The organism is Glycomyces sp. NPDC046736, from assembly GCF_040645615.1.
Lineage (GTDB): Bacteria > Actinomycetota > Actinomycetes > Mycobacteriales > Micromonosporaceae > Glycomyces.
Window position 1 is genome coordinate 1 of record NZ_JBEYYO010000004.1, and the last position, 23,492, is coordinate 23,492.

The 23,492-nt window shown below is 67.0% G+C and carries 21 protein-coding genes and 1 pseudogene; 8 read left to right on the forward strand and 14 right to left on the reverse strand.

Features of this window, described 5'->3' with window-relative positions; all coding sequences use genetic code 11:
- Positions 1-667: 667 nt before the first annotated feature.
- The 3 genes from rpmA to AB0B28_RS05480 form a co-directional block, all read right to left on the reverse strand.
- On the reverse strand, positions 668-934 hold the full coding sequence (gene rpmA, locus AB0B28_RS05470; RefSeq protein ID WP_360116957.1) for a 50S ribosomal protein L27: 267 nt from the start codon (positions 932-934) through the stop codon (positions 668-670).
- A gap of 11 nt (positions 935-945) precedes the next feature.
- Positions 946-1,245 carry a 50S ribosomal protein L21 gene (gene rplU / locus AB0B28_RS05475; protein WP_030144752.1) on the reverse strand — a complete coding sequence of 100 codons (300 nt, stop codon included), beginning with the start codon at positions 1,243-1,245 and terminating at the stop codon, positions 946-948.
- Positions 1,246-1,529: 284 nt separating this feature from the next.
- Positions 1,530-4,046: an Rne/Rng family ribonuclease gene (locus tag AB0B28_RS05480; RefSeq protein WP_360116962.1), complete on the reverse strand. Its 2,517-nt coding sequence runs from the start codon at positions 4,044-4,046 to the stop codon at positions 1,530-1,532.
- A 557-nt stretch (positions 4,047-4,603) separates the two neighbouring features.
- Between AB0B28_RS05480 and AB0B28_RS05485 the strand changes: the two genes are divergently transcribed.
- The 3 genes and pseudogenes from AB0B28_RS05485 to AB0B28_RS05495 form a co-directional block, all read left to right on the forward strand.
- On the forward strand, positions 4,604-5,287 hold the full coding sequence (locus tag AB0B28_RS05485; RefSeq protein ID WP_360116965.1) for a hypothetical protein: 684 nt from the start codon (positions 4,604-4,606) through the stop codon (positions 5,285-5,287).
- A gap of 433 nt (positions 5,288-5,720) precedes the next feature.
- On the forward strand, positions 5,721-6,569 hold the full coding sequence (locus AB0B28_RS05490; protein ID WP_360116968.1) for a hypothetical protein: 849 nt from the start codon (positions 5,721-5,723) through the stop codon (positions 6,567-6,569).
- A gap of 1,181 nt (positions 6,570-7,750) precedes the next feature.
- Positions 7,751-7,957: pseudogene (locus AB0B28_RS05495) on the forward strand (hypothetical protein); the annotation flags it as partial.
- Positions 7,958-8,267: 310 nt separating this feature from the next.
- On the opposite strand, the gene eccE reads toward AB0B28_RS05495, so the two are convergent.
- On the reverse strand, positions 8,268-9,521 hold the full coding sequence (eccE, locus tag AB0B28_RS05500) for a type VII secretion protein EccE (protein WP_360116971.1): 1,254 nt from the start codon (positions 9,519-9,521) through the stop codon (positions 8,268-8,270).
- Positions 9,522-9,661: 140 nt separating this feature from the next.
- Between eccE and AB0B28_RS05505 the strand changes: the two genes are divergently transcribed.
- Positions 9,662-10,978 (forward strand): S8 family serine peptidase, encoded by a 1,317-nt coding sequence (locus AB0B28_RS05505; protein WP_360116974.1) that lies wholly within the window; start codon positions 9,662-9,664, stop codon positions 10,976-10,978.
- A 199-nt stretch (positions 10,979-11,177) separates the two neighbouring features.
- Here the strand turns inward: AB0B28_RS05505 and AB0B28_RS05510 are convergent, their stop codons facing one another.
- Both AB0B28_RS05510 and AB0B28_RS05515 read right to left on the reverse strand, forming a co-directional pair.
- Entirely contained in the window at positions 11,178-11,465 is a 288-nt protein-coding gene (locus AB0B28_RS05510) for a WXG100 family type VII secretion target (protein WP_360116977.1), read from the reverse strand.
- Positions 11,466-11,500: 35 nt separating this feature from the next.
- The gene (locus tag AB0B28_RS05515) at positions 11,501-11,791 is read right to left on the reverse strand and encodes a WXG100 family type VII secretion target (protein ID WP_360116980.1); all 291 of its coding nucleotides are present in this window, start codon (positions 11,789-11,791) and stop codon (positions 11,501-11,503) included.
- Between the two features lie 425 nt (positions 11,792-12,216).
- On the opposite strand from AB0B28_RS05515, the gene AB0B28_RS05520 reads away from it, so the two are divergent.
- Together AB0B28_RS05520 and AB0B28_RS05525 are read left to right on the forward strand one after the other, a co-directional pair.
- Positions 12,217-12,795, forward strand: a complete 579-nt coding sequence (locus tag AB0B28_RS05520; RefSeq protein ID WP_360116983.1) for a hypothetical protein — start codon at positions 12,217-12,219, stop codon at positions 12,793-12,795.
- A gap of 46 nt (positions 12,796-12,841) precedes the next feature.
- Positions 12,842-14,137: a hypothetical protein gene (locus tag AB0B28_RS05525; protein ID WP_360116986.1), complete on the forward strand. Its 1,296-nt coding sequence runs from the start codon at positions 12,842-12,844 to the stop codon at positions 14,135-14,137.
- Between the two features lie 144 nt (positions 14,138-14,281).
- Here the strand turns inward: AB0B28_RS05525 and AB0B28_RS05530 are convergent, their stop codons facing one another.
- The 8 genes from AB0B28_RS05530 to AB0B28_RS05565 all read right to left on the reverse strand — a co-directional run bounded on the left by AB0B28_RS05530 (position 14,282) and on the right by AB0B28_RS05565 (position 22,262).
- Positions 14,282-15,814 (reverse strand): S8 family serine peptidase, encoded by a 1,533-nt coding sequence (locus tag AB0B28_RS05530; protein WP_360116989.1) that lies wholly within the window; start codon positions 15,812-15,814, stop codon positions 14,282-14,284.
- Between the two features lie 134 nt (positions 15,815-15,948).
- Positions 15,949-16,800, reverse strand: coding sequence for a hypothetical protein (locus AB0B28_RS05535; RefSeq protein ID WP_360116992.1), 852 nt, complete (start codon positions 16,798-16,800; stop codon positions 15,949-15,951).
- 89 nt (positions 16,801-16,889) lie between these two features.
- The gene (locus AB0B28_RS05540) at positions 16,890-17,777 is read right to left on the reverse strand and encodes a hypothetical protein (RefSeq protein WP_360116995.1); all 888 of its coding nucleotides are present in this window, start codon (positions 17,775-17,777) and stop codon (positions 16,890-16,892) included.
- A 65-nt stretch (positions 17,778-17,842) separates the two neighbouring features.
- A complete protein-coding gene (locus AB0B28_RS05545; RefSeq protein WP_360116998.1) occupies positions 17,843-18,538 on the reverse strand; it encodes a hypothetical protein in 696 nt (231 codons plus the stop codon).
- Positions 18,539-18,587: 49 nt separating this feature from the next.
- A complete protein-coding gene (locus AB0B28_RS05550; RefSeq protein WP_360117001.1) occupies positions 18,588-19,241 on the reverse strand; it encodes a hypothetical protein in 654 nt (217 codons plus the stop codon).
- A gap of 5 nt (positions 19,242-19,246) precedes the next feature.
- The gene (locus tag AB0B28_RS05555; RefSeq protein ID WP_360117004.1) at positions 19,247-20,356 is read right to left on the reverse strand and encodes a hypothetical protein; all 1,110 of its coding nucleotides are present in this window, start codon (positions 20,354-20,356) and stop codon (positions 19,247-19,249) included.
- A gap of 27 nt (positions 20,357-20,383) precedes the next feature.
- Positions 20,384-20,857 carry a hypothetical protein gene (locus AB0B28_RS05560; protein WP_360117007.1) on the reverse strand — a complete coding sequence of 158 codons (474 nt, stop codon included), beginning with the start codon at positions 20,855-20,857 and terminating at the stop codon, positions 20,384-20,386.
- A 1,090-nt stretch (positions 20,858-21,947) separates the two neighbouring features.
- On the reverse strand, positions 21,948-22,262 hold the full coding sequence (locus AB0B28_RS05565) for a hypothetical protein (RefSeq protein WP_360117010.1): 315 nt from the start codon (positions 22,260-22,262) through the stop codon (positions 21,948-21,950).
- 282 nt (positions 22,263-22,544) lie between these two features.
- On the opposite strand from AB0B28_RS05565, the gene AB0B28_RS05570 reads away from it, so the two are divergent.
- Positions 22,545-22,817: a hypothetical protein gene (locus AB0B28_RS05570; protein WP_360117013.1), complete on the forward strand. Its 273-nt coding sequence runs from the start codon at positions 22,545-22,547 to the stop codon at positions 22,815-22,817.
- A gap of 64 nt (positions 22,818-22,881) precedes the next feature.
- Positions 22,882-23,385, forward strand: a complete 504-nt coding sequence (locus AB0B28_RS05575) for a hypothetical protein (protein WP_360117016.1) — start codon at positions 22,882-22,884, stop codon at positions 23,383-23,385.
- The last annotated feature ends 107 nt before the right edge of the window (positions 23,386-23,492 follow it).

Sequence of the window (23,492 nt, forward strand, 5' to 3'; positions counted from 1 at the left end):
TACCAACCAAACCACTCGACGACCTAGCGCCTCATCGCCTGGCCGGCCCACACGCTGACCATCCAAACACCCTGTTGAGTTCTCAAACAACACGCCACCACAAAGAAACCACCCACACAAGGATTTATTCTCCGCCGAAGCAACCTCGCAACTCTAACAGTCTCAGACCGCTTTGCAAACTTCAGGTCGATTAACCTGTGTCACACACGATCGAGCCTCTAGTGAGTCTCAGAGATACCCGCGATTCAGCTTCCGGACCGCGCCAAAACTTCTGTGAGTCTGTCGCTGGTCTCCGGCGGCTTCCGGACCGGCCTTCTCGGCTGTTCCGTTCCCCCGCGGGCAAAGACAACATTACACGGCTTCTGAGGGCACGGAACAGGGGGGTCCCCTTTCCGAGCGAAGCCGCGTTGAGCTGCGGCGATATCGCTGCGACGCAATCCGATCCGCGAACCGGGGCGCTTGCGAGGTCCTGGTTCGAACCTACGGGAGGGGTACGACATCCACGGGGCACCGAGATGAACGCTCGGCACCTAAGGAGGAAGGAGGGAAGGGCGGATGCGGGGCGGGGGCTCCGCGCGGGGGCGGTCTCGGTGGGTACGGAAAAGGGCCGGCCCCGTCTTTCGACGGGGCCGGCCCTTTCATGCTTTCGAGCGTCAACGCCCGGTGGTTACGCCGCCTCGGTCTGGGCCGGGACGATGTTCACCAGTTTGCGGTTGCGCTTGGTGGAGAACAGGACCACGCCTTCGGCGAGGGCGAAGAGGGTGTCGTCGCCGCCGCGGCCGACGAGCTCGCCCGGGTGGTACTTGGTGCCGCGCTGACGGATGAGGATCTCGCCCGCGCTGACGTGCTGACCGCCGAAGCGCTTGACACCAAGTCGCTTGGAGTTGGAGTCACGCCCGTTGCGGGAGCTGGATGCGCCCTTTTTGTGTGCCATTCTTCAACCCCTTACTTGGTGATGCCGGTGACCTTGACGAGGGTCAACGGCTGGCGGTGACCCTGTCGCTTGTGGTAGCCGGTCTTGTTCTTGTACTTGTGGATCTTGATCTTCGGGCCCTTGGTGTGCTCGAGAAGTTCACCGCTCACCGTGACGCCAGAGGCGTCGGTGACCACAGTGCCTTCGTCGACGAGCAACACCGCAGGCAGCGTAAGCGTGTCGCCAGGGGCGCCCTGAAGCTTCTCGACTTCGAGGACGTCTCCCTCGGCGACCTTGTACTGCTTTCCGCCAGTCTTGACGATTGCGTACATGTCGACGCGGTCTCCTTGGGTCCTCCCCGGTGCGGGGAAATGAGTTCCCCGCAGGGGAACGGTGTCTGTCAAATTTCGCGGTGTCACGCACCGTGCCAACTCCGGCGTCGCGAACGTCGCCTGGGCTGGCCCGCCGATCGAGCTCCGCGTTCGTCCCCGCGTGCGCGGGGAGCAAAAGCTGAGGGCTCTATAGGCCGCTCACTAGGGTACGTCATGTACCCGCAGGTTTCCGAATCGGGCCGGGCCCGAGGCCACGAACGTCACAGTCCGCGGCCTCGGGAGGCCTACTCGGCTGCCGGGGCGTCCGCTCGCGCGTCGGCTCCGGGTTCCGCCTCGTCAGAGGACGCGGCGGGAGTCTGGTTCTCGGCCTGGACCTCGGCGGCGTCGGCGGGGACGGCGTCCTCGGTCGCGGCCGCTTCGTTCACCGGCTCGGCCTCGACGACCGGACGGTCGGACTCGACCGGCTTGGTGCCCGCGATCGGCTCGGCGGTCTCGTCGACGATGTCGACGCCGTCTTCGTCGTGCTCGTGGCGGGAGGCGGCGATCTTGGCCGTCTCGGCCGCGGCCGACTTCGGGGACTCGGACTTGTCCTGCTGCTTCTTCTGCTGCTGGCCGGACTTGCCCTTGTCCTTCTTCTTCTTGCCGCCGCCCTGGTTCTGCTGCTGGTTCTGGCCTTGGCCCGCGTTGCCGCCGCCTCCGCCGTTGCCCTTCTTGCGGGTGTTCCCCAGGATCTCGTCGGTGTGGACGATGACCCCGCGGCCCTTGCAGTGGTCACACGGCTCGGAGAACGCCTCGATGAGGCCCTGGCCGACCCGCTTGCGGGTCATCTGCACCAGGCCCAGCGAGGTGACCTCGGTGACCTGGTGCTTGGTGCGGTCCCGGCCGAGGCACTCGGTCAGGCGCCGCAGCACCAGGTCGCGGTTCGACTCCAGGACCATGTCGATGAAGTCGATGACGATGATGCCGCCGATGTCGCGCAGGCGCAGCTGGCGCACGATCTCCTCGGCCGCCTCCAGGTTGTTCCTGGTGACGGTCTCTTCGAGGTTCCCGCCCTCGCCGGTGAAGCGACCGGTGTTGACGTCGATCACGGTCATCGCCTCGGTGCGGTCGATGACCAGCGACCCGCCCGAAGGCAGGTAGACCTTGCGGTCGAGGGCCTTGAGCAGCTGCTCGTCGACGCGCATCTCGGCGAACACGTCCTTCGTGCCGGTGTGGCGCTTGAGCCGCGGCAAGAGCTCGGGCGAGACCGACTCCAGGTACTTGTGGATCTCGTCGTACGCCTCGTCGCCTTCGACCAGGAGCTCCTTGAAGTCCTCGTTGAAGACGTCGCGGACCACGCGGATCAGCACGTCGGGCTCGGAGTGCAGCACCGCGGGGGCGCTGCTCTTCTTGGACTTGGCCTGGATCTCCTCCCACTCGATCTGGAGTCGGGAGATGTCGCGGGCCAGCTCCTCGGGCCCGGCGCCCTCGGCGGCGGTGCGCACGATGACGCCCGCGCTCTCGGGCACGAGCTTCTTGAGCGCCGCGCGCAGGCGGGTGCGCTCGCGGTCGGGGAGCTTGCGGGAGATCCCCGAGGCGTTGCCGCCGGGGACGTAGACCAGGTGGCGGCCCGAGAGGGCGACGTGGCTGGTCAGGCGGGCGCCCTTGTGGCCGACCGGGTCCTTGGTGACCTGGACGAGCACGGGGTCGCCGGGCTTGAGGGCCTGTTCGATGGAGCGGGCCTTCCCGGCCAGGCCGGTCGCGTCCCAGTTCACCTCACCTGCGTACAGCACGGCGTTGCGGCCGCGGCCGATGTCGACGAACGCGGCCTCCATGCTGGGGAGCACGTTCTGGACCTTGCCGAGGTAGACGTTCCCGACCAGGCCCTGCGCGCCCGACTTGGACACGTAGTGCTCGGCGAGGATGCCGTCCTCGAGGACGGCGGCCTGGGCGCGGCCGCTGCGGACGCGCACCACCATCTGGCGCTCGACCGCTTCGCGGCGGGCGAGGAACTCGGCCTCGCTCACGACCTGGACGCGGCCGCGGCCGGACTTGCGGCCGTCGCGGCGGCGCTGCCGCTTCGCTTCGAGGCGGGTCGACCCGGAGACGCCGCGCACTTCCTCGTTGGAGGAGGTGCGGCGCTGCGGGGTGCGGACCTTGACCACGACTTCGGCGTCGTCCTCGGAGTCGTCCGAGCGCGAGGAGCGGTCGGAGTCTTCAGAGCCGGCGCGGCGGCGACGGCGACGGCGGCGACGGGTCACCTCGGGTCCGTCGGACCCGGATTCCTCGTCGTCCTCGTCCTCCGCGTCGTCCTCGTCGGAGTCGCCTTCGTCGTCGGCGGCGCCGTCGACGCCCTTGCCGCGGCCTCGGCCCCGGCGTCCGCGACGGCCCCGGCGCCGGCGACCGGCCTCGGAGTCGTCATCGTCGTCGAACTCGTCGTCGAAGTCCTCGGCCTCGGGCGCTTCGGCCTTGGGCTCGGGCTTGTCGGCGGCGCCCTTGTCGGCGTTCCGGTTCTCGGAGCGGTTGCGCGTGCGCTTGCGCGACGGCTGCTGCTCCTGCTGGGGCTGGGCCTTCTTGGCCTGCGTCTTCTTGGCAGCGCGCTTGGGCTCGGGCTCGTCGTCGTGGTCGCGACGGGAATCGGCCTTGGGCTCGGCGGCCTTGGGCTGCGCCTTCGGGGGCGGGGCGAACATCGGCGCGGCGGTCGCCGGGGCGGCGGAGCGGGGACGCTCCGTGCGCTGGGACTCGTCGGGCTTGGGTTTCTGGGGAGCCATGAAGGTGACTGCGATGGGCGGCACCTGTTCGCGCGGCTCGTTATCGCGCATACGAAATAATCTCCATTCCAGCCGCCGCCCGGGCGCGTGATGCTTTTGCATCCGCTGCCGCACGGGCGCGGCATCAGCAGTGCGGTCCTCCCGATGTGGCGAGACCGGTGTCCGGCTCGCTTCGCCTAGGAGGCTCGCGAGCCTGGTTCCGGCGCTGTAAAGATCCATGCCGTTCGGGCCGCACTGAAAGCCTCAACTCGCGCTGGGGAAACACCTCTGCCCCAGCCGAGTCGTCAAGTCCGTCGCCGTCGTGAGGGGCGCGGACAGGACATCTCCGGGTCGCACCATACGTAGCTGTGTGCGGTACGACAAGGTCGAGTATCGCACACTCTGCGTCATTCACCGAACAGGTCGTCAAGCTGGTGCCCTCCCTCTCAGTGGGGGCGCGCCTGCGCAGGCCTGAGAACCGGTGGACGGCGCGGGGCACGATCGGGTGAGAAAAGCGCGACGTCTCGTGTTTGGCACGGTCGGAGCGTGGCTCGTGTCCCATGTACTCGATAGGCTGTGGGTCGGCGCGAGCAGCCCCATAGACAAGGAAGAGGACCATCGCACTCCAGGTGATCGACTCCGACGAGACCCAGGAACCCCGGGCCGACGGCAAGCCGTCGACCTACCAGGGGAGGCACCGCGGTGCCGACCGGCTGCGGCAGCTCGCCAGCGCCGGGTGGGCGCTGGGTGTGGTGATCGTCCTGCTCGCGGGCGGCGGCGCGGTGCTGTTCTGGCTCACGGGCGGGGACGACGAGGAGCCGCCGGTGGAGGCGGGGAAGATCGGCGACCTGTGCGAGCTGGTGGTCGATCCCGAGCTGCTGGGTCCTTGGGCCGACACCGAGCAGGCGCGCACGCCCGCGGAGCGCTCTGAGGAGAAGGTGCGCACGTTCGACTGCACGTATTCGGCGGAGTACACGGGCGCTGACGCGTACCGGTTGGTGACGGTGTTCGCTTCGACGCAGGTGTTCGAGACCGAGGGCAAGGCGCGGGCGGCGTTCGCCGGGGTGCTGGACTTCGAGGCGTCGGAGGGCCACGCGACCTCGCCGGTGGGCGGGGTCGGTGATCAGGCGGTGTCGGCGGTGCTGGCCGAGGGCGAGGAGACCGAGGTGCGGGTGCATTCGCAGGACTCGAACGCCACGGTGAGCTTGAACCTGTTCTTCACGGGGGTGGCTCCGGAGGGGGCCGAGGTGGGGCGGTTGGCGGAGGAGCTGACGGCGGGTCTGGTCGACGCGCTCCCCCGGGCTTCGAATTAGGCGGAGCCCCTTTAAGCTGACCGTGTCGCTCTCGGCGTCAAGTCGACACGCCGGGAATCATTCGCGGAGGATCATTGTGAGCGCCAATTCACCGTTCGGCCCGGGTTATGACGAGCAGCCCGAAGACGGGGCGCGTACTGGTCAGTGGCGGCCGCGGGCCGGCGGGCCGCAGGGCGATCCTCAGGGTCGGCGTCCGGGTCCGCAGGGTGAGCCGCAGCGCGGTCAAGGCCGCGGGTACGGCCAGCCGCAGGGCGGTCAGCGTCCGATGCCGCAGGCGGGGCGGCCTTCGCCTCAGGCCGGTGGAGCGCCTCGGGCCGGTGGGCCTTCGGCGGGCGGGCCTTCGGCGGGCAGGCCGCAGCCGGGTCCGTATCAGTCTCCGCAGCATCAGTCGCCGCAGCCTGGCGGGTATGAGTCGCGTCAGCCGTCGGGTCCTGTGACGGGTTCGACGCCGCGCACCGACCCCGGGCGCGGCAGGGAGTACCGGCCGAGTCCGGACTCGGAGGGCACGCGTGAGCACCAGGTGGAGCCGTTCGAGGAGGCCGCGTTCGCCGACGACGGCGGGCAGAGCGAGTGGGGCGGCGGTTCGGATTCGACCGCGAGCGGGCGGCTGGGGTACATGCCCAAGGAGCGGCGCCGCTCGGATTTCCAGAAGGTGCGCAGCCGGGCCCGCAAGTCGAGCCCGTGGCCGAAGATCCTGATCGGGGTCGTGGTGCTGGCGCTGGTCGGCGGGGGCGTGTGGTGGTTGATGAACCGCCCGGCGTCGGAGGGCCCTGGGGACGAGGCCGGTTCGGGTCTGACGTATTCGGGCAGCGAGGAGCCGTGTTCGCTGGTGGACGCGGGCCCGTTGGAGTCGTATGTGGACGGCACCGAGCCGGAGGCCGTCGCCGCCGGTGAGCAGAAGAACAGCGGGTGGGTGCAGTCGTGCGCTCTGACGTACGGCTCGCCGGAGCAGGCCTTGGCGCTGCTCGAGGTGGAGACGACGGTCTACGAGACCGATGCGCGGGCGAGTGTCAGCTACGAGTTGAGCACGCGCGAGATCGGCGAGATGGTGTCGCCGTGGACGCTGGTCGAGCCCGCCCCCGAGGTCGGCGACGAGGCCGCGGCCGTGGTGCGGATTCCCGAGGAGGGCGGCACCTCGAACTATCAGCTGCACTTGCAGGACGACAACGTCTACCTGGTGGTGCGCCTGTCGCTGGCCGACGGCGCGGGCCTGGACCAGCAGGGCTTGACGGATCTGACTTCTGAACTGGCGCAGTCGTACTTGGACAACCTGCGCGGTTGACGGCGTTAAGAAAGGGGGCGGGCCTCGGGCCCGCCCCCTTTCGCGTCGTCGCTCAGTAGGTTCGCATCGGCGCGCCGAACATCTGCGCTTCGATGGAGGTCGGGGCGCACCAGAGGTAACGCTCCTTCTGGCCCTTGCGGAGCATGGCGATCATGTCGTCGTGCAGCATCTGGAGCCATTGCAGCACTTCTTGGTTGACGCGGATCGCCGAGCGCGCGATGGCGGCCTCTTCGGCGGTGAGCCGCTGGAGGACGGTCATGTGCGCTTCGCCGGTGAGTTCGTCGGCGTAGTTGGTCAGGCGCGGCAGGACCGTGAGCTGGGTGCGCCAGGGGCCGAGGACCGGCTTGGTCTGGGAGCCCTGCTCGCCCACGTCGTAGACGTAGAGCGCCGGGGAGTGCTGGCTGGCCTCGACGGTGACGGGCTGGTCGCCGTGGAGGACCGCGAGGCGGTCGTTGCGGCCGGTGGCCGACTCGCCGAGCCCGTTCCACTCCTGGGGGCGGGTGGTGCACACCGCGACGCGGGTGCCGATCGCCAAGGCGCGGAAGACCAGCAGGCGGGCGAGGTACACGCCGCCGATGAGGTTGATGCGGGTCTCCTCGGGCCGGAAGAACGGCGCGACGACGGGGATCTGCTCGGCGTCGCGGCCGATGACCAGGCCCGAAGGCGGGCTGGCGGAGGTCATGAGCTCCAGGGCCCGCGGGGTGGGGATCTGCGGCGCGGACTTGATCGCTTCGATCGCTTTGCCGGCGTCCCTTGCGGTCTCGACGGCGCGGTCGGTGACCGGGAGGCCGTAGACGGTGCCTTCGGTGGGTCCGGCCGAGACCTGGGAGACGCCGAAGAGGCCCGCCGAGGTCGGCATGGAGCTGACGGGGCCGCCGGTGACCGGGTTCGCGCCCGCGCCGGAGTAGGGCATCCCTGAGTACGGCTGGGCCGAGGCGGGCTGCGCGGAGTAGGGCTGGCCCGAGACCGGGCTCGGGCTGCCCGAGACCGGGTGGCCCGAAACGGGTTGGGCAGACACGGGCGCGGCCGACACCGGGGCCGCGGAGGGCTGCACGGGCGGTTGGCTCGGCTGCACCGCGGGCTGCTGGCCGGTCGGCGGACCGGCCGGGTACTGCTGTGCCGGAGGCTGACTCGGCTGCACGGGAGGCTGCGCCGGGCGCTGCTGCTGCGAGGGCGGCTGGGCCCGCGGCGCGGGGGGCTGCGGCGGCTGCACGGCCGGACGCTGCGGCGGTTGCGGCTGCTGGTACTGCGGACCGGCCGGGGGCTGCGCGGGGCGCATCTCCGGCGGACGCGGGGTCTGCTGCTGCGGCGACTGCTGCGGAGCGGGCGGCTGGGGAGGCTGCTGGGGGGACTGCTGCGGCTTCGGGACCCCGGCGCGGGCGCCGTAGACCGCGGGCCTGGCGGGCTGTCCGCCGGGCGGAGTGGGCGGTTGCGCTCCCGTCCGGTTCGGCTGCGCGGCACCGTAGACGGCGCCCTGCTGACCGGTCTGGCCCGGGCGCTGCGGCGAACCGCCGCCCGCCGAGGGCGTGCCGCGATTGACCTTGAGGGTGCCGCCGTTCTCGTCGTCGACCGGAGCCTGCGGGGCCGAGCCCTGCTTCTCCTCCTCGTCCTCGGAGTGCCGACCGCCGCCGTAGCCGCCGCCCTGGTACGTGCCGCCCTGGTAGTTGCCGCCGCCGTAGACGTTGCCGTTCCGGTCGCTCATCGGGGTCCTCCTCCGGTCGGGGCGGATGCGTAGGCGGCGGGGCCGTGCTCGCCGTCGAGGCGTTGCAGGCGCACGCCGAGCTGGTCGGCCACGTTCAGCAGCTGGTTCTGGGCCGACTCCCACGAGGCCTGGTCGAGTGCGAGGCGCACGATCCCGTCCACGGCGAGCTGGCGCCCGGTGACGCGGCCGTCGGGGTTGACCTTGCCGTTCGCGCCCGCGGTGACCACGGTCGAGACGGTCACGAACGCGGCGGGCACACCCGCCAGAGCGTCCACGGTCCGGTGCAGGGCCACCGCGTCGGTGGGCCACTTGGTGATCCGGTAGGCCACGTGCCGCAGCCCGTCGGCGTACCAGTGCGTCCAGTCCTCGGCGGTGCGCTCGCCCGGGACCGGCGCGAACGCCACGCCGAGCGACTGCTGCACCGCTTCGCGCACGCCCTCGGCGTCGAGGATCCGGTTGGGCACGCCCACGTTGCCGAGGAGTTTGCTGACGCGCTGCGAGGTGGAGGCCAGCGCCTTGTACACGCCGTCGACCTCGCCGCCGCGTTCGACGGTGGCCTCGCGGGCGTCCCTCGCGCCGAGGCGTACGGCGAGCCAGGCCTTGTGGTGGACCACGGCGGGGTAGTCGCCGAGGAGTTCGCGGTAGGAGCGCGAGGCGGGGCTGTTGTCGTAGGCGCTCAAGCCGACCGGGGTGGTGTGGCCGACGAGCTGGACGGCGGTGACGGGCACTGAGGTCTCGTCGAAGAGCCGTTCGAGGCGCTCCAGCGGGACGGCCTTGGTGCCCTCGTCGGTGCTGCCGATCTCCAGCACGGCGAACCAGCCGCCGTTGTCGTGGCCGATGCCGACGTTCTCGTCGCGGTCCTCGATGCCGGTGATGCCCAGGTCGGGGGCGATCCGGTGCAGGACCTCGGTGAGCTGTTCGGGGTCGAGGGCGCGGATGCGCCGTCTCATGCGCGACTTGAGCGGCCAGGTCTGGTACCACCAGTAGTCGCCCTTGCGCCAGAAGGTGAGGACCAGGACGACGAGCGCGAGGCCGCCGCCGATGGCGAGCGGGATCATGCCCAGTGCCAGGCATGCCAGCGCGGTCGCCAGCGAGAGCTCGACTGAGATCAGCTGCGCGACGGTGAGCGGGCCGAGCCTGCCCGAGGAGCGGGTCGTGAACACGACCGACTCGCCCTGGGTCGGGCCGCCTTGCTGGGCCTGCACGGACGCGGTGCCGCGAGCTTGCTGCTGCCCCTGAAGCATCGTCATTGGCGACGTCTCCATCATGAAGGTGAGTGGTCGTACCTATCGTAAGCGGACGAGTCCACCTCTTGGTCCCCCGCCCTTGCGGTGTCGTGCCCGCTCGCGGGCGGGCCTGCCCGTTGGCGGTGCGGCGTTAGACTGGTCGGGTGCGATTCCTCCCGCGTGTACCCCTCTATTCCGCCGTCGTGGCGACCGCGATGGCCGGAACGGTCCTGTTCGCGTCCGCTCCTGCCCAGGCGCAGGACTGGAACACTCCTTATGCGCCGGAGGAGGATCAGCTCGCCTGCTCGCCACCGGCGAATGAGGGCGATACCCTGAGCGGGAGCTCCTGGGCCAGGGACTTCATCGCGATCGACGAGGCCCACCAGTACAACCAGGGCACTTACAGCAACGGCGACCCGGTGGTGATCGCGGTGATCGACACCGGTGTCGAGGCCACCCGGACCGACGTGTTCAACGATCGGATCCTCGACGGATTCGACCCGTGGACCCCCAGCTCTAAGGGCAAGTGCGACGCGTTCATGCACGGCACCGCGGTCGCGGCGCTGGCGGCGGGCGGCGCGGACGGGACGCAGTTCATCGGGGTCGCGCCGAAGGCGAACATTCTGCCGCTGAAGGCGTACGTGGACGACAGCTCCGGCGGCGACGCGGAGAAGGCCAGCGTGGTCGGATCGCTGGTCGACGATGCGGTGGCGCACGGCGCCGACGTCATCAATATCTCGATCGCCCTGCCGGACCACCCGAACCTCAAACGGGCCGTTGACGACGCGATCGCCGCGGGCGTGGTGATCGTGGCCGCTACGGGCAACGACGGCGTGAACATGGACGACCCGAACGTCGAAGCCGACAAGCGGACCTTCTACCCGGCGAACTACCCGAATGTGATCGCGGTCGGCGGGAACACCCAGGACGGGCTCTGGTACGGCAAGACCAATTACGGGGAGAACCTCGACCTGCTCGCGCCCGGCGTGAACGTGGTGGTCCCGTACGCGGGCGGCGGCTGGTTCGCCGACCAGGGCACCAGTTACGCGGCGCCGTTCGTGGCGGGTGCGGCGGCGCTGCTCAAGGGCCACTTCGGGAAGGACACCTCGCCCGAGTGGATCGAGCAGCGGTTGCGCGACACGGCGATCCAGCCGACGAACGACTTCAACATCTGGCAGGGCTACGGCGTGCTGAACGTGGGCAACGCGTTGACCGCTTCGACCGAGGTCACTGACGAGGGCCCCTCGGACGACGAGACGGCTGGGCCGATGGAGAACCCGTCCACGATCGCGGCGATGGACATCGAGTACGACCCGCTGGCCACCGAGAAGACGATCGCGTGGGCGAGCGTGGGCGGTTCGATCGTGCTGATCACGCTGGTTCTGGTGCTGCGGAAGATCATTCCGATGGGCCGCACGCGCGGTTGGCGGCCCGGGAGCCGCAGGCGCGAGCAGGCGCTGGCGACGGTCGAGAGCGACTGAGCGACTGAAGCTTCGAGGGGCGGGGCCGTTCGGCCCCGCCCTTTCGTGTTCCCCTGTTCAGGTTGCGGCCGCGCGGATGTGACGATCGCGGACGACGCGCGGTGCCGCACGGGCCGCACCTCGCACCGGGCAACGGAAAACCCGGGCGGTCCGTGGACCTGCCCGGGTTTCCTTTCGCTTACGTGCAGCGACGAAGATGCTAGGAGAAACGCGCCCTGTTGGCGGCTTCGGTCTCCATGTAGCGGTTCTTCGCGTTGTCCACGGCGCGGCCGACGGCCTGGAGGATCTCGTCGATCTTCGCGAAGGCAGCGTCCCACTGAGCCTTGGACTCTTCGTAGGAGGCCTTGTCGGCACCCTCCCAGTCGAGGGCTTCGAGCTGGCTACGAAGGTCAGTGAGCGTACCGTTCATCTCACCGGACTGCGATGCGATCTCAGCAGTAGCACCTTCGAGCTGCTCGTAGCTCATTGCAATGCGTCCACCGGACATGTTTCACCTCTTTCCTTGATCGGGGGTTGGGGGGTTTAGAGTTCGCCTTCGAAGGACGAGAACTCGGAGCCGGACTCGGCATCCATCTCAGCCTGGGCGGCGGCCGACGAGTCGAGCGCGTCGGCGATGTCCTGGAGGGCGTCGAGGAGCTTGGCCGCCTCGGTGTCCCACTGGAGCATCACGTTCGCGAACGCGGTCGCGCCCGAACCGGTCCAAGCGCCCGCGAGCTCGTCACACAGGGCCTTGAGTCGGTCGAGGTTCGCGTCGACCGAGAGCTTGGCGTTGACCGTCTGAGTCGCTGCTGTAGCGACTGTCTCTGTGTCCATTGCGACACCGGCCATGTTTCACCTCCAAGTAGTAGACCTGGGGCTGAGGCGCTAGGGACCTAGGCCGTCAGGGGTATCCCAGTGAGTATTTGTTCCGATTCCGCAGTCACCATAACCCGTCCGTGCAAACTCACCGGGTTGGCGGTGCGTCTTTGAGTTTACAAGGCGTCACAAGCTTCGTGTATCCCCACTTTGTGCCACTCCCGCGGCAGGGCGTTCACCGAGCGTGCGAACCGTGCTGGGGGGCCGAGGTTCGTTGCGCCCCAGTCTCCCCCGATCGTGCCAGGGGTGGGCGGGCTCGGGGGTTCATCTTGTGGTAAGTCGGTATGCTTGGGGATGGACCTGACGAGCGGCCCTGCCTGTCGCGCGATGTCGAACGTCCTTGATCAATACCCCCGACCTGACCAGATCATTCGACTGAGGTGATGACATTGCTTCCCAGTGACATGGCGAGCGCCAGCTACAACAAGTCGACCGAGCTCTACACGGTCACGAACGCCGCCGGCCAGACGTTCCAGATGACCGAGGAGTCCTTCGACGAGTTCATCACGAAGATGGACACCACGATCCAGGATCTCGGTCTCTTCAGGGACCGGCTCCTTCAGGGCACGGTCGTGACGCTGCGCGAGGGCTGGAATCAGGACTACCTGAACTCGAGTGCGATCCAGGAGATCGATGCGCTCAGCCTTCAGCTCGGCACCTTCGACGACGCACTGGAGCTCCAGGAGGCCTACCGGACGGTGTACTACCCGTCCCGAGCCGAGCAGCTCGACCGCGTCTACCACGGGCTCGACACGGGCCGGGTCATCAGCCAGGACATCAAGGAAAGCTATCTGACCAGCGAAGGCGACGTGACCGCTGACGTCACGAACATCCAGAGCGAGTTCGACAGCCGTGGCGGCCCTTCGATGGGCGATGTCGAGGACATCCGAACCGAGAACCAGGGCGGGAACGACGGCGAGCCCGGCACTGAAGGTGAAGAAGAAGAGCCTCGCACGCTTTGATCTCGCGAGCTCATTGATGACTTGACACCCTAGGAAGGAGCTGAAGATGGCCGCGAAAGGCAAAGGCCGGGCCTACTACCAGAACAACTACACCCACGAGCAGCTGTGGGACATGCTGCACGCCGGCGACGACTACAAGGTCGAACGCGCCGGATCCATCTGGACCTCGGCTTCCAGCGGCATGAAGGCCGCGCGCGAAGAGCTCGACGTCCACGTGACCGGCCTTCGCACGCAGTGGAAGGGCGCTGCCTCCGACGAGTTCGACGGCCGCATGAACATCATCAAGCAGTACAGCGTCGAGGCTGAGAACGGCATGAAGTCGGTCGGTGAGATTACGATCCCCGGCCTCGCCAATGCGCTCAAGACCGCTCAGACCAACTCAGAGTCTTTGAACCCGGCCTACATCGACGAGTACGAGGACTGGGTCGAGAGCAAGAAGCAGGTCGACGCTTCCAGCCCTGAGGCGCAGACCAACAAGACGCAGTGGCAGCAGGAGTACCGCAACGAGCTCGACAAGAGCCACGGCGAACTGGCTCAGATCGTTGCGGACCTCGGCGATGTCTACGCCACTGCCAGAGAGACACGATTTGAGATTCCGCCGGAGCCGCCGCCGAGCGAGATGCCCGGCAACAGCACCTACCAACCCCCCACGGGCGGCGTGTTCGCGACCGACACGCTTCAAGCCCCGGGCATGAGCGACGGTGTGCTTCAGCCCGCGGGCAGCGATGTCAACGGCGACGGGGTCATCGACGAGAACGACACCATCACCATGAACGACGACCTCGACCCGGTCGAGGGCGGGTGGAACTACGACTCCTACGACAACGTGGACGGCGGTGGTCTGGCCAGCGGCGGCCTGCTGCCCACCGGCGGCGGCCCCGGTGGCGGCCTCGGCCCGACCGGAGGCGGCGGTCCCGGCGCGACCACCGGTCTCGGTGCGGGCCTGTTCCCGACCCAGACCGGCGGCGGCGGCGGTTCCTCTACCGCTCGCGGCGCGGGTTCGACGCCGAGCCGCACCGCGGGATCGAGCCCGGCTCGCGCCGGCGCCTCGAACGCCAAGCCGGGCACCTCCGGCTCCAACAGCGGCGGTCGCCCCGGCAGCACCGGGAACCGCGGCGGGCTTTCGCAGGCCAGCCGGAACGCGATCAAGGGCGGCGGCCCCGGCGGCAACGGTCCTCGTCCGCCCGGCAGCGGCAACTCGCGCGGTGGCGGCGGTACTCGCGGTGGCGCTTACAACGACGAGGAAGAAGAGACCTACACCCACGAGACGTGGCTGGTCGACGACGAGGTCGACTGGGGTCGGAACAACGTCCGGCGCGAAGAGCTGGACGACGAGGACTGATCCAGTCTGACCCGGTCTGATCGGGAGACCTACTGCCTGAGCAGTGATCGAGGGGCGAGCGGCCTGGCCGCTCGCCCCTCGATTCGTTCTCGGCCCGAAAGCAAGGGGCCCATGCGTTTCCGCATGGGCCCCTTCAGCTTCGGTTCAGCGCCGGTTCGGGTCGCTCGACGGCCAAGGCGGGCTCTCGCCCGGGACCGGCGGGGGCGTGTAGCCCTGCGGCGGGGGCGGGGGGCTGCTGTAGCCGCCCGGTTGGCCGGGGGGCGGCGGTCCGAAACCTGGGCCTTGGCCGGGGGCATGGCCCGGGGGCGGCCCGTACTGCTGCTGCGGCTGGTTCGGCGGACCTTGTTGATAGCCACCGGGAACCGGCCCGGGGCCCTGGTTGAACGCCTGCTGCTGGTCGGCGGGGGCGACGGCCTTGCGGCTGCGTCCGCGGAGCACCAGCCAGACGGCGATAGCGGCAGCCACGAGCACCACGGCGGCGGCTACCACGATGATGGCCGAGAGGTTCGATTCCTTGTTGCCCGAAGCACCTGCGGTTCCGGGACCTCCCGAAGGCGCGGAGGATTCTTCGCCGGGCTCGGGGACTCCGGCGCCTTCCTCATCGTCCGGAGTCGCGCCGCTGGCACCGGCTTCGCCCATCGGGTAGCCGAGGGGGTTCTCGGTGACCGGTTCGATGCCTTCGGCGTGGACGGCCTGGTCAGCGTTGACGAGTCCGTAGCCGACATCGTTGGCACGCTCGCCGCTGCCGTTCCCGGCGGTTTGCAGCACTCGCTGAATCACATTGCTGGCGTCGAGGTCCGGGTGAGCGGACCAGGCCAGCGCCGCAACGCCGGCCGTGATCCCAGAACCCATCGACGTACCGCCGATCACCGTGCCGTAAAGGTCGGTGGTTCCCAACGCGCTGCCTTGGGGCAGAGGAACAGTCATCTCGTCGGCGGGAGCGGCCAGCTCGACCGACGGGCCTGTAGTGGTGTTCTCGTACCAGATCTCGCCGGTCTGAGTGGTGCCCGTGACGGTCACGACGCCGTCGATCTCACCGGGGTAGCCAATCTCTCCATTGGGATCGTTGCCTGCTGCCGCGACAATAATGGCACCTTTGTCGATCGCGTATTGCAGAACTTCGATGTACTCACCTTGGAGTTCGGCACCAACGATGCCCCAGGGGGCGACCAGCACATCAGCGCCCTCATCAACTGCCACACGGAAGGCGTTCAAGGCTTCAGGACTCTGAGCCCCGCTCAGTGCGTTCGCGCCCGTGGCCATCCGGACCGGCATGATCGTTGCTTCAGGGGCAGTCAGGAGCACTGCGGCTGCAACCGCGGAACCGTGCCCGTCAGTGTCTTCCCAGCCGTCAGTTTCATCGTCGAAGATCGTATGGCCTGGCAGAACGTCCTTGCCCTCAAAAAACGGGTGCTCGCTGATGCCGGTGTCCATCACCGCAACGGTGATCCCTTTGCCCTGCGTCGTTTCCCAAGCGCCTGTGGCCTGAACAACTTCGGGTACCCAAGAGTTGTCCGAGGAGAACTGGTCATCCTGGGCGAAGGCGGCGCTTGGGGCGGTGGCGATGGCTGCGGTTGCGGCGAGGGCGGTGAGGCCTGCGCCGATCGCGGCGCGGCGGCCGAGCTTCGCTGGGGCGGATAGTGGGTTCGGAGGAGTTGGCGTGAGAGGTGTGGCCATAGGGTGGAACCCCTTCCGTATGCCGGTCGTTACAGCGCGGTCCGCTCTGCCCCACAACATACCGGACCCCGAACACCCCCACGCCCCCCACAGCCCGCCCCGACCAGCGACAACGCCCCCAGGCAGCCATCCACTCAGCAAACTGACAGCTTCGCGCACCACGCAACGCTGCGGCGGGTCGTGACGAGGATCCAGCAGCACAGTCCTCCGAACATGATCCACACGCCGCTCACAGAACCGAGGACGGTCGATCCCGTCCAGAACCACATCAACCAGCCGATCACACCTCCGGCGGGCGCAGCCAAAAGAGCCGAACCCGCGGTCATGATTCGAGCGATCGTGTTGCGACGCGAGAGGATCAGACACAGGACGGCTTGAACGATCGCCCAGGCGAGAAGGCCTCGAACTACGTTCAGCATCAAAGGAACGTCGGACTCATTCGCTCCGGACAGGAGCAGCAGGTCAGGATCGACGAGGAATGTCGCCGCGCCGAGCACGATGAGACCGATGCCGGCCCACAGGCCGGTCAAGGCGAGCGCCAGGGGAAATGGAATCTGGGCTCTGAGCCGATCACCCTCGTCTTCGTAGTAGCCGAGCGGCGGGGCGAACCACTCTCGGGTTTCGCGTCTGAACGGCAAGAAGACGGCGTACGCGAGATAGCCCAGAACGAAGTAGATGATGAACCAGTCGACGAGCATGTCCTCCTCATCCACGAACCAGCCGACAGCGAAGGCGAAGAGGCACAGGATGAGAACCGCAAAATTGACCACGAACGAGATCGCCCGCCCGCCGTTGCGGCGCTTGAAGATCAGAACGAACCCGAAGACCGGGGCGGCAGAGACCAGCAACAGGCTCAGGATCAACGCGGGACGGAAGGGCGCGTACGAAACCGGATCGCCGGATAGGTCGGTCGCGCTGACCGACGACCCGAGGAACATGGCGGCCATGCAGGATAGGAAGGCGACCAGGAAGAGCACCGCCAGCATTTGCAGAACCGTGCCCGGAAACCGCTCGCGCCATTCCTCCCTGTACCGATCATGCTCAAACGAAGGTCGAGGCCGCGGAACATGAGAGCTCATGAGATCAACTCCAGGGGATAGAGGTCGACCGGCTCGGTCAGGTTGGCTTTCGCCTGCTCTATGAGTTCAGCGTCAGCGTCAACCACACCCCACTCGCGGACGGAGACACTCAGCTCGATCATCCACTCGCCGCGGCGGATCCTGCCTTCGTAATCTCCTGTGGATTCTCGCGGGATGGCGTACAGGAAGAGGCGAAGCTCAACCTCAGCCTCGTCACCGAGTGGGAGGGTTGCATCGACGCTGCACCAGAAATTCGGAATCGAAGTCCCCAGGTTGGCGTCGACCTCGATGAAAGAGCCCGGCCAGGTCCGCTCGAAGGCCGCCCAACGATCGGGATCGCACAGGTCGAGGGCGACGGTCTGGCTCAACTCCAGGAGGCGAGCCTCATCCCGCTCGCGGATAGCGCTCCAAGCGTTGGCGGAGACCACGCCAACGAGCGGCAGCAGGGCGATGAAGAGCATGACCGCCTTGGCGCGCTGGGGAACTGCCGGAGGTGGGGTCGTGGGGGTGTCGCTGTGGCGCTGGCGAACCATGCGGTGGACCGCGATGAAATCGTCATCGTTTTCGAGCACCTGCCACATCACGGTCAACGGTCGGTTTCCATCGCGCCGCAACACGATGTGGGTCTCTACCGCCTCAAGCTTCCCGGCGCGCCCGGGCGCGCGGCTGGGAGATCTGACCACCCGCAACCCGAACGGCCCGAACTCGGTGACCGAGTTGGTTTCGGGGTCGTACTCGGCGAGCGGATGCCACGTAAAGCCGGCCGACAACACCAGGACCGCCGCCCCAGTGCCGAGAAACACCAATCCCCCCGGCTCATCCCAACTCAACGCCACAACCCCAACGGCAGTGACCAGCAGGCCGACCCCCCAGGCGATCACCAACCACCCAGCCCGCATTCGAACCCGAACCGGCGCAGCCGATTCCCCGTCGACCTCGCTACGGGCCTTCATGACCCACTGATCGATTCGTGAAGCGAGGGCAGATACTCGTCACGGAGCAGCGCCGCGATGTCCTGCTCGCTCGGGGAACATGCCGGGTCCCCAAGCCAGATTTGCACCTCGACCCGATAGAAATCGGCGAGTGCGATCGCGGCGATCGCTTCGTTGGGCGACCTTGAGGAGGTAAAGACTTCGCCTTCACGCCACGGGTCGCCGAGCGAGAAGACGCGCGAATCGTGCATGTCGTCTTCACCTCCGTACTCGCCTCCGAACACGTTGTAACCTTTGGCCGCGAAGGCGTCATCAGGGTTGGGAAACACTTTGACAAGGATGAGGACCTTCTCTTGGAAGCTTTCATCCGCTGCGGCGCAGGCGGTCAGCGGGAAGGTGGCAGTGCAACTCACTCGGTTCAAGAAGTGCTTGTCGTACTCCGAGGGCGAAGACTCGTCCATGCTCAAAGGCTCGGCGTCGATGCCCATGAGCGCCGCCAACTCCGGCACCCGAAACGACTCGCAGGCGTGCTCGAGCCCGAGCACCGCATTGGTCTGAGCGAGGAACGGTCCCGGCTCCTCGACACCCTCCGGGCTCAAATACGCGTACACCTGCGAAAGCACACACATCAAGACAAGCGCCCCCAGCCCAATCGGACCGGCAACAAAAAAGAAGATATAAGTCGAACTCCGCCTCCGCAACGGCTCACTCATGCCCAGCCACTCCAGTTACTGTGCTTGAGATCGGTGCACTGTCGATTTCTCATTCGGTCGCGTCGACCTTTGCGATGAGTTCGGGAAGGTATGTCGCCTCGAACCACTGCAACGTGGCGACTGGATCTTCAGTGCACGCGGGGCCGCTGTCACCGCATTCATTTGCCTCGTCGTATACGGGGTAGGAGACAGTGAAGGTGATCCGATAGAAGTCGTTGGCGATCGAGCCGTCAATCTTGTCGAGGGCGCCCATCTCCCTCTGGACGATCCACAGGTCGCCGTCCTTTGAGCCGGTTTCGTTCGCCGGTATCCCACCGGCGTCGGCATCGCGCCACTCGTCCAACGATGCTCTGGCTTCAGCTGCCGAGTCGTAAGCACGAAGCGCGACTTGGAACGGGAAGCTGTTCCCAGACTCGAATTCGAGTGTTCCGCCGCAAGCGCCTGAGGCGATCGCATCGAATGTGTTCTCGCCGGTGAACTCATCTTCATCGATCGATACCACCGATGCACCGAGGTACTCAGCGATCGCATCCGGATCGGCCTTGTCGCAGAAGTCGGTCCACCCCTGCATCTCGATCGCAGCCGACCCGCCGCTGGAAGTTTTCGGACCAGAGGGGTCGGAACTGGGCGAGTCCGTGCCGCAGCCAGTGGCGATCAGTGCGATAGTGATACCGGTACCGAGCGACGTCAGATGCATTTTCATCAAGATCAATCCTCTCCGAGGCTTTGACCAGGGATCAGATCCAGCGCCCCGGTTGCGGCACTATAGAAGAACGGGTCGAACTGGGCCTCAAGACCTTCCTTGAGCTGCTTTCGCAATGCCACCCGGGCTTCGTTTATCTCACGAGCCGCTTCACGCAGATCCGCAACTAGGTCGTCGGCTTCGTCCTGGTTGAGTGCATGGCTTACGGTGATGTCGATCTCGACGTCCTTCCCGAAATAGTTCATGGCTCCGGCAGCGAAGCCGACCACTGCGACTGTGGTACCCAGTGAAACCGGCAGCGTGATCGCACCGATGACCAACCCCACTGTGCCCAACAATGGGAAGGTGGTCATGTGATCCAGGTAGGTCTTCTGGTAGATCGTGTTGTGTGCGTTTTTCAAGGCCTCATGCAAACCAACATGAAGCGCGGCCTTCGTAGCAGCCTCAGCAGCGGCTGCGGTCTCAAGGGTTCGCGCCATCGCCTCCTGGGTCTGCCCTGCCTGTCGAATAACCGCACCGAACTGTTCATGTGCTTCGTCAGCGTCATCACCCTTCCACACCTCGCTTTCAGGGGCAGAGAGTGTGCGAATAGCCTCGTACCAGGATTCCTCCGCAGTGTCGACCAGGTCAACCATGGCATCCTTGGCCGCGGCCATTCGGGACTGCAACAATGTCATTCTCGCCAGATTGCCATCATCGATATATTCCTTGAACTCGTCATGGATTGAAGTCAGCAATGCACTAACCTGATGTTGAGCTTGTTGGCTGATACCCCACTGCGTCTGGTCACCACAATCTTCGTCGACCGGACACTGGGTGTAGTTTGACCACTTGACTTTGTAGACCTGCTGAACCCAAGGTGGCGAGCTGATCGCGTCGTCTTGGTGCAGGAAACCGTTCCAGCTCGCGTATTGCGCCGCGGAGTACTCGAAGATCCACGACCGGTCGACCGAGGAACCTTTGTTGCCGATGATCTCTTGGTAGTCCTCGGTGATGACGACATCGCCAGCGAGCCCGCTGGCGATCTGGCGGACTTTCGCCGCGTATAGCGGCGAACGGAGCTCTTCGATCAGATCGAAGATCTCTCCCGGTGATGGAGCTTGGCTGGCGTCCATATCTCCCATGCAGTTTCACCTGGGCTTTCAGTTGAGTATGGAAGGACCGGCGTGCGGGTCGGGACTAAGGTCTTCCGCGTATGGGTTGGGCGCTTGGTCGAGGTCGTAGATGTCATCGGTTTCGGGGTTGACTCCCTGCTCCGCGGTCTGTTCAGCGACAGTGCTGTAGCCCTCTGCCAAGTTGTCGTCAACAGCACGATGGAAACTCAGTTCGATCGCGTGCTCGTCCATCTCGCCCTGGTCGGCGATGGCGACCAGGGCTGAACCGTAGCCTCGGACATTGATGCCGGTCTCGTATGCCGCGTTGTAGTACAGCTTGAAGCACTGGGTCCAGAGGTCACCGAAATCTGACATCGCACCAGAATCGTCTTCGAATGCGCTGCCGTAGTGCCCTGCGCTGTCCGCAGTGTCAACTACGTGCTCGTACTCATCGGCAAGCTTGGGACAGACTTCCTCACCGATGCGCCGAATCTCGGCAGCATCGAACTTCCTGTCTGACACGGGCAACCTCGCAAATGGGGGTAGGCATCGACCGAGACTGACACTGATCGTAGCGAGATGGTTTCGCTACTGGTGTCCCCGATTTGTGCCAGTGGGTGGTCGCAACCGGATCGTTATAAATCGACTCAGTTCGATTCATAGGGGGCATGTGTGGTGAAGATTTCAGGTGGGGGTTGGTGACACGCCGTGGTTGAGGGTTGACAGGGGTTGGGTAAGGGGCCCAACATGAACTTCGCGGGCCCGTCTCTGTAGACGGACCCGCGATCACAGTAAATATCCATGCCGCCCGGTGGCTTCAAGTTGGCGCTAGACACCACCGGGCGGCCCTTACACCAAGGGAGTTTCCTCCTGTGGCAGTAACGACCATACCTGCCTTCGGGCTGTCTGGGAACAGGCATTCCGGGGCTACTTTCGGGCGCTGGCCTGCGGATTCGTCGTGCCTTCAGAACGAGTCGAAGCGTCCGTACGACCCGCTCGACCCCGGCCCCTACGGGTCCGCGAGGTGGTACGAGGACAACCGAACCGGCCGCCACCGCCTCGGCGAACTCCCGGACACCCCTGCTGGAAGCACACGACCGCGCCCCAGCCGCTTCGGCGGCGATCCCGGAGAGGGCCGCCCCTACGGGGCTGGCGCAGAAGAGGACTGGCCCGGCGAAGGCACCGGCCGGGATCGGTCCGGCCAGCGCGGCGGGGGCGAAGACGGGCCGAGCCAAGGCACCGAACGGCCGTATCGGGGCAGCGAGGTCGAAGCGTGGTGGGGCCCAGGCGGCGGAAGCGGCGAGAGGTCCGGGCAGGGCGGTGCTGGCAATGACCGGCAGGACCGAGGCGGCGCGCGCGGCGAGCAGCCCGGCCAAAACAGCGGGCGCGGCGATCGGGCTGGCCATGGCGCAGCGGATCGACCGTATCGCGGTGCGGCGGAGTCGGACCGGCGTTCCCGAGGGGAATCCGATCGGAGGCAGCCGGGCGGCGGCGCGGGTGAGCGGCGGCAGCCCGGCGGCGGTGGACCCGAGCGGCGGTACGACTTCGGGAAGCTGCGGGAGCAGGCGTGGGACGCCTTCATCCTCGACTCCGCTGCGCTGCACCAGGCGCACTATGTGAAGCCGGTCAGCTTCACCGAAAAGCTCGGCCACACGGCGCGGGCGGCGCTGGCGTTCATGCTGCGCGCCATCGGCATCCGCCACGCAGCGAAGGTCCCGGCAGCGATCGCACCCCCGCGACGACCGCAACCCTGGGCCGCGTCGGCACCCAAGACCGCGCCCAGCACGCCCGCGCCGGGAACGGGGAACAACACCCGCCCGAAGCCCACACCGGGATCCGAAAGCGAAGCCCGGTCGAAGGCCGCGACCGCATCGCGCCCGATATCGCTGCCCGCGAACGGGACTCGGCCGCAGGCCGTGGCGAACACCGCGAGCCGGACTCAACCGCAGGCCGTCGCGGTGCGCGGGAACGGGGCCCGACCGCAACCGGTGGCGAGCACTGCGACCGGCTCTCGATCGGAGTTCTTGTCCGCCAAGACCGCACCCCGCCCCCGGCCGTGGGCGATGTCCGGAGCTGGGGGTTCGCCTCGGCCTTGGGTCGTGGCCAGGCCCGCGAGTGCGGGTGTCGGGCAATACTTCTCGCTGCCGTCGAACTCGTTCGGCATCGAGCGTCGCCTCGCGGCCCGCACCTTCGGTGGGGTGGTCGTGCCGTGAGCTTCGCTTCCTATGTCGCCACCATCGTCGTGGACGGCCGTCGGCTGCACTTCGCCGCGATCGTCCCCCAGGCCCGCCTGCGCCTGACCCTCGCCGATCCCTGGGAGGAATCCGAGATCCTCGGGTCCGTGATCCGCCTCGACACCACCGAACCCGGCCTCCGCGTCGCCGCCCCGCTCCAAGTCGAATGGGCCAACGACCACGCCGAAACCATCCTCAAAGAGGCCGTCCGAGTCTGGGACACCGTCACCCGCCACTGCAACGGCTAGAAGCAGGGCCGGAGGCCCCCTGGCCTCCGGCCCTCAACCGATCCCCATGCGGTGGAATGTAAGCATGAACGAACCCACCCTCCCGGACTTCCTCGCCGGATACCTCCGAGCAACATCCCGCGCGACCGGCAAGACACAGTCGGCCATCGCTGCGGAGATGGTCGAGTGCTACGAGAACGCGCAGGACAACCTCACCGCAAGCGACGGAAGCGCACCAAGCGCCCCCGTGGCGACAGGATGGAAGCAGGCAATCGAAACGATCCTCGGGAATCTCCCCCACGGCCGGTGGACGACGTATGGAGAACTCGGCAAAGCTGCCGGTCAGAACAACGCCCAGGCCGTCGCAGGGTTCCTGACGAGAAGCACCATCGAGAACGCCTACCGAGTGCTGCAAAAGGGCGGAACCGTGGCCAGAGAGTTCAGGTGGCCAGAGGGCGTCGGCCCCAGGAACGTGGCCGACTGGCTGCGAACCGACGGCGGCATCCGCCTCGACGATCACCAGCGGGCCGACCCCGCACAGCGGCTCGACGCCGCTGAACTAAGGAAACTCACCGGAGTCCCACAGTGAGTGCGCTTCTAGTCCTCCACGCGCCCGCCCTGGAGAGCGAGGACATCTCCCCCGATTCGGCCACCGGCGCCGTTCGGGGTATCGAGGTCGCTCCTGCCATCCGGGTC